Below are 7,373 nucleotides of genomic sequence, written 5' to 3'. Positions count from 1 at the left end.
CCCTCCCGTCTCGCCGCCACCGCAGACTCACCCACGGCCCAGCCAGACCAGCACACCCGCCATACCAACCACACATCAGTCACAAGAGCCGGATATCCCCTCGAACGCAGTCGGGCGGCGGGCGGGGCGGGCGGCGCGGGTGGGGGTTATGCCATTGCGGGGGGCTTGTTGGCGGGTTCGGGGTTGGGGGTGGTGCCGTGGAGGGTGAGGGTTGCGGTTATGGCGGTGGTCAGGAGGAGGAGGGCGCCGACGATGGCTACCACGTTCAGGCTGTGGGTGAAGGCGTGGCGGGCGGTGGTGAGGATGGCCTCGGCGGCCGGGGCGGGCAGGTGGGCGGCCGCGGCGGTGACTGATGGGAGGCCTTCGCGGATTGGGGCCGCGACCTCCGGCGGGAGGTCGGCGCGGTAGGCCGCCGTACCGATGGAGCCGAGGATCGCGATCCCCAGTGCGCCGCCGAACTCGCTGCAGGTCTCCATCACCGCCGACGCCGAACCGGCCCGCTCCGGGGCGACTGATCCGACGACAGCCTCGGTGACCAGCGACATCACCATCACGAGCCCGGCCGCGAGCAGTCCGGAGCCGACCAGGATCAGCGCGAGCGGCGAGTCCGGTCCCACCTGAGTCAGTACGACGAACCCGGAAGCCGCCAGCACGAAGGCGCCACCGATCACGTACGCCCGGTCGACCTGCCGCGCGAGGATCGCCGCGACCGGCGCCGCGGCACCGACGACCACGGTCGGAGCAAGCGCCCACAGGGCAGCCTTGAACGGGCTCAGACCGAGCACGAGCTGCAGGTACTGCGTCATGAAGATCGCGTTCCCGACCATCGCCAGCGTGCCGATCGTGTTGGCCGCGAGCGAACCGCTGAACGCCCGGCTGCGGAACATCCCGAGCTCGATCATCGGGTACGACGCAGTCCGCTGCCGCTGCACGAACACCACTCCGAACACCGCGCCGGCCACGATAGCCACCACCGGCAGCGCCGACAGCCCGTGCGCGGCGAGCTCCTTGATCCCCCAGATCACCGGCAGTACGGCGGCCAGCGACAACGCCGACCCGATCAGGTCGAACCGGCCCGCGTCCGGCGTCCTGAACTCCGGCAGCAGCAACGGCGCGAGGATCAGCAGTAGCACCATCGCCGGGGTGTTGATCAGGAACACCGAGCCCCACCAGAAGTGCTCCAGCAGGAACCCGCCGAGCACCGGTCCGAGCGAGATCCCACCCAGCATCACCGCGCTCCAGAACGCGATCGCCTTCGACCGCTGGACCGGGTCGTGGAACATGTTCCGGATCAGCGCCAGCGTCGACGGCATCAACGTCGCACCACCGATCCCGAGGATCGCGCGGGCGGCGATCAGCTGCTCCGGGCTCTGCGCGTACGCCGCCGCCACCGACGCCAGCCCGAACGCGACCGCACCGAACAGCAGCAGCCGGCGTCGCCCGATCCGATCGCCGAGCGAGCCCATCGTGATCAGCAGCCCGGCGAGCACGAAGCCGTAGATGTCGAAGATCCACAGCTGCTCGGTCGCCGACACGCCCAGGTCCGCGGAGACGAACGGGACTGCGAAGTACAGCACCGAGACGTCCATCGAGACCAGCAGCAGTGGCAGCGCGAGCACGCCGAGCGCGATCCACTCCTTGCGTCCCGCCCGTTCCGTCGTCCCCATGACACCCCTCCGATTATCTGTGTACGGCACACACTGTGTGCGCCACACACAGACCATAGACCATGACTGTCTATGCCGTAAACAGATAGACTGCGACGCATGGACACCACCACCGACCTGCCGCGGGTGCTGGAGCAACTCTGGGGAATCGAGGGCCGGCAGCGGCCGGGGCCGAAGCCGGCGTTCCACATCAGCGACATCGCCCGGGCCGCGATCACGCTGGCCGACTCCGGCGGCCTGGCCGCGGTTTCGATGAGCAAGGTGGCGGCCGCGCTCGGCTTCACCACGATGTCGCTCTACCGGTACGTCGACGCCAAGGACGACCTGTACGTCGTGATGCTCGACCACGCGTTCGGGGAGCCGCCGGTGCTGGAGCAGGCGACCTGGCGGGAGCGGATCACCGCCTGGGCCGAGGCGTTCCGGGACGCCATGGTGCGGCACCCGTGGATCCTGCAGGTGCCGGTGTTCGAGCCGCCGCTGTCACCGAACCAGCTGGCCTGGATGGAGCAGGGACTGCGTGCGTTCGAGGACACCGCGCTGGCGCCGGGCGAGCGGGTGTCGTCGATGCTGCTGGTGAACATCTACGTGCGCGGCGCCGTGCAGATCACCGCTGACATGCAGAGCCGCTCGGCCGAGGAGGCCCGGGAGGCGGACCGGCTCTACAACGCCAGGCTCAGGCTGCTGGCCGACCCGGAACGGTTTCCGGCGATCGTCGCCGGGCTCGTGGACCCGGGCGGCCACGACGACGAGGGTGACCCCAGTGAGTTCATCTTCGGCCTGGACAGCGTGCTCGACGGCATCCAGGCCCGGATCGACCGCAAGGCTGAGAAACCGTAAGGCCGAGAAACCGTAAGGCTCAGAAGTCGAGCTTGTCGGCGACGCCCCGCAGTACGGTGGCGACCTGGCGGGCGGCCTTGTTGTCGGGGTGGCGGCCGCGGCGGTACCCCTCGCCGAGGTTGTCGAGCAGCTTGATCAGGTCCTCGATGACGAGTTGCATCTCCTCCGGCTTCGGCCGCATCGCCTTCGCCACCGACGGCGGCGGGTCGATCAGCCGCACCTGCAGAGCCTGCTCGCCCCTGCGTCCTTCGACGACTCCGAACTCGACCTTCTGGCCCGGCTTGAGGTTGGTGACACCCGCGGGAAGGGCATCGGCACGGACGTAGACGTCACCGCCCTCCTCCTTGCTGAGGAAGCCGAACCCCTTCTCGGAGTCATACCACTTGACCTTGCCAACGGGCACGGTGACCTCTTCGTCTGTCAATCGTCGGAACAGGGGACGGGCGCAATGCCCGATCGGCTACCCAGAGTACGTGAACCCGCGCCTGGGCGCCTCCGGAAAACTACCTGAGCAGACAACCGTTCCGCATCATCAGCGGTACTTCTCCGGGTCCTTCAATCGCTCGTTCATCGACCCCGACCGGAACCCGCGCGAATCGACCCGGGCGGCCGGGAATCCCTCGGCCACGACGGCGTCGACGAGCGGCTGGTGGTCGACCTGATCCAGCAGCCGGGCGTCGATCTCGATACTCGCCGTGTCGCCGATGTCGCGGACCCGGACGTTCTCGACGCCGTACGGCGTGAGCAGCGAGCGGACCGCGTGCTCGGCCCGGTCGACCCGGGCCAGCAGGTTCGGCGTGATCCGGATGCCGTACGCGATCCGGCTCGACAGGCAGGCGGCCGCGGGCTTGTCCGACGTCTCCAGCCCCCAGCTCCGAGACGCCTCGCGGATCTGCGCCTTGGTCAGCCGGGCGTCCTTCAGCGGCGTGATCGCACCCCGCTCGAACGCGGCCCGGATACCCGGCCGGAAGCCGGCGATCGCGTCGTCGGCGTTCGTCCCGGTCGCGATAGCAGTGATGCCGAACTCGTCCGCGATCGGCTGCAGCGTCTCCACCAGCTCGGCCTTGCAGAAGTAGCACCGGTCGCCGGCGTTGGCCTGGTACCCCTCGCGGTCCATCTCGTGCGTGTGCGGGGTGACATGCCGTACGCCGATGCCGTCCGCGAACCGCGCCGCCGGCTCCAGCTCGGCCACCGGCAGACTCGGCGACACCGCGGTCGCCGCGACCACGTTGGCCGGCCCGATCGCCCGCGCCGCGGCGGCGAGCAGGAACGCCGAGTCGGCGCCGCCGCTGAACGCGACCACCATGCTCGGGTAGCTCGACAGCCGCCGCATCAACGCTTCCAGCCGCTGCTCAAGCACGTATGCGTCCAGCCAGGCCGGGAACTCGGTCAGATCGTTCAGTACGACGTCAGCGCCGTACGCACGGAGCTCGTCGGCGGTGAACGGCCCAGTCGCCACGCTCACCGCGACCGCACCGGCCGCCCGGGCACCGTCGATGTCGGCGGTGTGGTCGCCGACGTAGATCGTCGCCTTGTGCTCGCGGAGCGCGGTGCCCTTCTCGGCGCCGTGCAGATCGCCGACCGGCTCGTCCACGTCGAGCCCGAGGTGGTCGAGGTGCAGCACGACGGACGGCGTGTACTTCGCGGACACCACCATCGTCCGGCCGCGCAACGCCCGTACGGCGGCCAGTGAATCGAGCACACCAGGGAGCGGCAGACTGCCGGTGATCGCGTGCGACGGGTAGTGCTCGCGGTAGCGGGCGACCATCGCGTCGACCTGCTCCGGCGGGAACCAGTTCGCCATCTCCCAGGTCAGCGGCGGCCCGAGCCGGCTCACCACCAGGTCGCTGTCGATCGCGACGCCGGTCTCCGCGGCGAGCAGGTCCCAGACGGCCTGGATCCCCGGCCGGGAGTCGATCAGCGTCATGTCCAGGTCGAACCCGACCACGAGCTCCGGCACGTCGAAGGTGGCGGCAGCAGGCTGGATCTCGGCGGTTGACACGTCCCCAACCCTACGTGCTCCCGCCGGGCTGCTCCGCTGGTATCCCGACTTCACTTGACAATCGCGCAGGAGTTGTCCGGGCTCTTGACATTTGGGAGAGAATGTAAACCCTCGTGGTCATGGACTCGTTCGCTGATCGGACCAAGCGCCGGCTGCGCGACGAGCTGCTGGACAACGCGTACGACGCGATCGTCGCGGGCGGGTACGACGGGCTGCGGATGAACGACGTGGCCCGTCGTACCGGGGTCTCGCGGCAGACCGTCTACAACGAGTTCGGCGACAAGTGGGGCGTGCTGCAGGCGGTTGCAGCACGCGAGACCGAGCGGTTCCTGCTGGACGTGAACGCGGCGCTCGCCGAGGAGTCCGACCCGATCGACGGCCTGCGGGCCGCGGTCGAGCGGGCACTCACACTGGCCGGGGAGAACCCGCTGGTGAAGGCGGCGCTGGGCCAGCCGGGATCGGACCAGGCCAGCCAACTGCTGACCACACGGGGGCAGCAGGTGCTGGAGGTGGCCCACCTACGGCTGGGTGAGCACGTCAGGGAGCACTGGCCGGAGGTACCACCGGAGGACGCGACCAGCTGCGTCGACGTCGCCTTGCGCGTCGTCCTCAGCCACATCGTCACGCCAGGCCCTCCCCCGGCGGCGGTGGCGGCGCAGCTGGCTCGCGTCCTCAGCCCCTTTCTCAGCAAATAGGCGCAGTTGTCCGAAGCCAGGAGGCAGCAGTGACAACGACCACGAATCCCCTTCACCGGCAGGGTTTCAACTCGCTGAAGTCCGGCGGGTTCAACTGGGACGCGCTGCCGCTGCGGCTGTTCGACAAGGGCAACCGCAAGTTCTGGAACCCGCGCGACATCGACTTCAGCCAGGACGCGAAGGACTGGCAGGAGCTGAGCGACAACGACAAGGACAACGCGTTGCTGCTCTGCGCCCAGTTCATCGCCGGTGAGGAGGCGGTCACCGAGGACCTGCAGCCGTTCCTGCAGGCGATGGCGGCCGAGGGACGGTTCGGCGACGAGATGTACTTGACCCAGTTCTGCTTCGAGGAGGCCAAGCACACCGCGGTCTTCCGGCTCTGGCTGGACGCGGTCGGCGTCACCGAGGACCTGCACCATTACGTCGAGAACAACCCGGGCTACCGCGCGATCTTCTACGAAGCCCTGCCGGTCGCGCTGAAGTCGCTCGCCGACGACCCGTCTCCGGCCAACCAGGTCCGCGCGAGTGTCACCTACAACCACGTGGTGGAAGGGACTCTGGCCCTGACCGGCTACCACGCCTGGAACCTGCTCTGCACGGCACGCGGCGTCCTGCCCGGCATGCAGGAGCTGATCCGGAAGATCGGCGACGACGAACGCCGGCACATGGCCTGGGGCACGTTCACGTGCCGGCGGCACGTCGCCGCCGACGCGTCGAACTGGCAGGTCGTCACCGACACGATGGAGGAGCTCCTCCCGCACGCGCTGACCCAGATCCAGTGGGCGCTGGACAACTCCCCCGAGCTGCCGCCGGAGATCAACCCGACCGCGTTGATGACGTACGCCGGCGACCGCGCGACCCGGCGCCTCGGCGCGATCGAGTCGGCGGTCGGCGCGGACGTGGCCGGAATCGACCTCGACTACTCACCGGAGAAGCTCGAGGACGACTTCGGCGACGAGGACTCAGCCGCGCTGGCGGCGGTTCGCCAGGACCACGACTAGCGCGGCAGTGGCCAGGACTGCGGGCAGCCAGGTGACGGTCGTCGTACCGGCGTGGTCGGCGACCTGGCCGCCGGCGAAGGCACCCAGCGCTATCGAGCCGTTGTAGACCCCGACCAGTACGGCGGACGACGCTTCCGGGGCCCTGGGTGCCGCGGCGTGACCCCAGGCCTGGGTGCTGACGCTCGTACCTCCGTGCGCGAAACCCCAAGCCAGCAAGAGGATCAGGGCCCCGGCGATCGTGGTGCCGGCGAATGGCATGAGTACGGCGACCGCGGCGATGCCGGTCGCGATCACGGCGATCGCACGCGCCGGGCGGAGTGCGCCGGCGACGAAGTTGCCGACGATGCCGGCGACGCCGTACGCGAGAAGGAGCGTGCCGATCAGGGCCGGGGCGATGCCGGCCTGCTTCTCGAGGAGCGGGCGGATGTAGGTGTAGGCGGCGAAGTGGCCGGTGACGAGGAGGGCGACCAGCGCGAGGCCGACCCGGAGTTGCTTGAGCTTCAGGACCTCGGCAACGTCGCGCAGGCGGACGGCCTTCTCCGCGGCCAGCGGCGGCAGGAGGAGGGCGAGGGCGACGGCCAACGCGCCGGACACCAGGCCAACGGCGGCGAAGGCCCAGCGCCAGCCGACCAGCTCGCTGACGTACGCACCGGCCGGAATCCCCAGCACAGAAGCGATTCCGATGCCGCTGAAGATGAGCGAGGTCGCCGGACCGGCCGCGTGCTCGGGTACGACGCGCCGCGCGAGACCGACCGTGAACAGCCAGACGCCGCCGATCGAGATCCCCATCAGGACCCGCGCGGCCATCAGCGTGCCGAAGTTCGGCGCGGCGGCCGCGAGGAGCCCGGCCGCGGCGAGCAGCACCAGCAGGCCGACCATGACGGTGCGGCGGTCCAGCTTGCCCAGCACCAGCGGCAACAGCGGCGCAGCCAAAGCGGAGACGATGCCGGTGACCGTCAGAGTGCGGCCGGCTGTGCCTTCGCTGACCTGGAGGCTCGTGCTCATCGGGGTGAGCAGGCCGACCGGCAACATCTCGGCCGTCACCACGGTGAACACGGTGGCGGCCATGGTCCCGGAAGCAGCCCAGCCACCGGTCCTCGGGATCACCTGGTCGGCGCAGATCGTCGTCATACTTCAAGGTTTCGGCCAGCCAGTGGTGCGGAACAACGGC

The 7,373-nt window shown here is 69.5% G+C and carries 7 protein-coding genes; 3 read left to right on the top strand and 4 right to left on the bottom strand.

The genetic code is table 11. The annotated features are described in order from the left end of the window. Positions 1-146: 146 nt before the first annotated feature. On the bottom strand, positions 147-1,667 hold the full coding sequence (locus AB0H36_RS30640) for an MFS transporter (RefSeq protein ID WP_360531213.1): 1,521 nt from the start codon (positions 1,665-1,667) through the stop codon (positions 147-149). 99 nt (positions 1,668-1,766) lie between these two features. Here AB0H36_RS30640 and AB0H36_RS30635 point away from each other — a divergent pair, with 99 nt between their 5' ends. Next, a complete protein-coding gene (locus AB0H36_RS30635; protein ID WP_360531210.1) occupies positions 1,767-2,504 on the top strand; it encodes a TetR/AcrR family transcriptional regulator in 738 nt (245 codons plus the stop codon). Between the two features lie 19 nt (positions 2,505-2,523). Here AB0H36_RS30635 and AB0H36_RS30630 read toward each other — a convergent pair whose 3' ends face one another. Further along, the gene (locus AB0H36_RS30630) at positions 2,524-2,907 is read right to left on the bottom strand and encodes a cold-shock protein (RefSeq protein ID WP_360531207.1); all 384 of its coding nucleotides are present in this window, start codon (positions 2,905-2,907) and stop codon (positions 2,524-2,526) included. A gap of 129 nt (positions 2,908-3,036) precedes the next feature. Further along, positions 3,037-4,506, bottom strand: a complete 1,470-nt coding sequence (larE, locus tag AB0H36_RS30625) for an ATP-dependent sacrificial sulfur transferase LarE (protein ID WP_360531204.1) — start codon at positions 4,504-4,506, stop codon at positions 3,037-3,039. Between the two features lie 119 nt (positions 4,507-4,625). On the opposite strand from larE, the gene AB0H36_RS30620 reads away from it, so the two are divergent. Then, positions 4,626-5,201 carry a TetR family transcriptional regulator gene (locus AB0H36_RS30620; protein WP_360531201.1) on the top strand — a complete coding sequence of 192 codons (576 nt, stop codon included), beginning with the start codon at positions 4,626-4,628 and terminating at the stop codon, positions 5,199-5,201. Between the two features lie 29 nt (positions 5,202-5,230). Beyond that, positions 5,231-6,202 carry a R2-like ligand-binding oxidase gene (locus AB0H36_RS30615; protein ID WP_360531198.1) on the top strand — a complete coding sequence of 324 codons (972 nt, stop codon included), beginning with the start codon at positions 5,231-5,233 and terminating at the stop codon, positions 6,200-6,202. Here AB0H36_RS30615 and AB0H36_RS30610 read toward each other — a convergent pair. After that, complete coding sequence (locus tag AB0H36_RS30610; RefSeq protein ID WP_360531195.1) at positions 6,164-7,333, bottom strand: MFS transporter; 1,170 nt, start codon at positions 7,331-7,333, stop codon at positions 6,164-6,166. The genes AB0H36_RS30615 and AB0H36_RS30610 overlap by 39 nt on opposite strands. Positions 7,334-7,373 lie beyond the last annotated feature (40 nt).

This window comes from Kribbella sp. NPDC050820 (assembly GCF_040653975.1).
Taxonomy (GTDB): domain Bacteria; phylum Actinomycetota; class Actinomycetes; order Propionibacteriales; family Kribbellaceae; genus Kribbella.
This window is presented reverse-complemented; position numbering and strand designations above follow the sequence as displayed.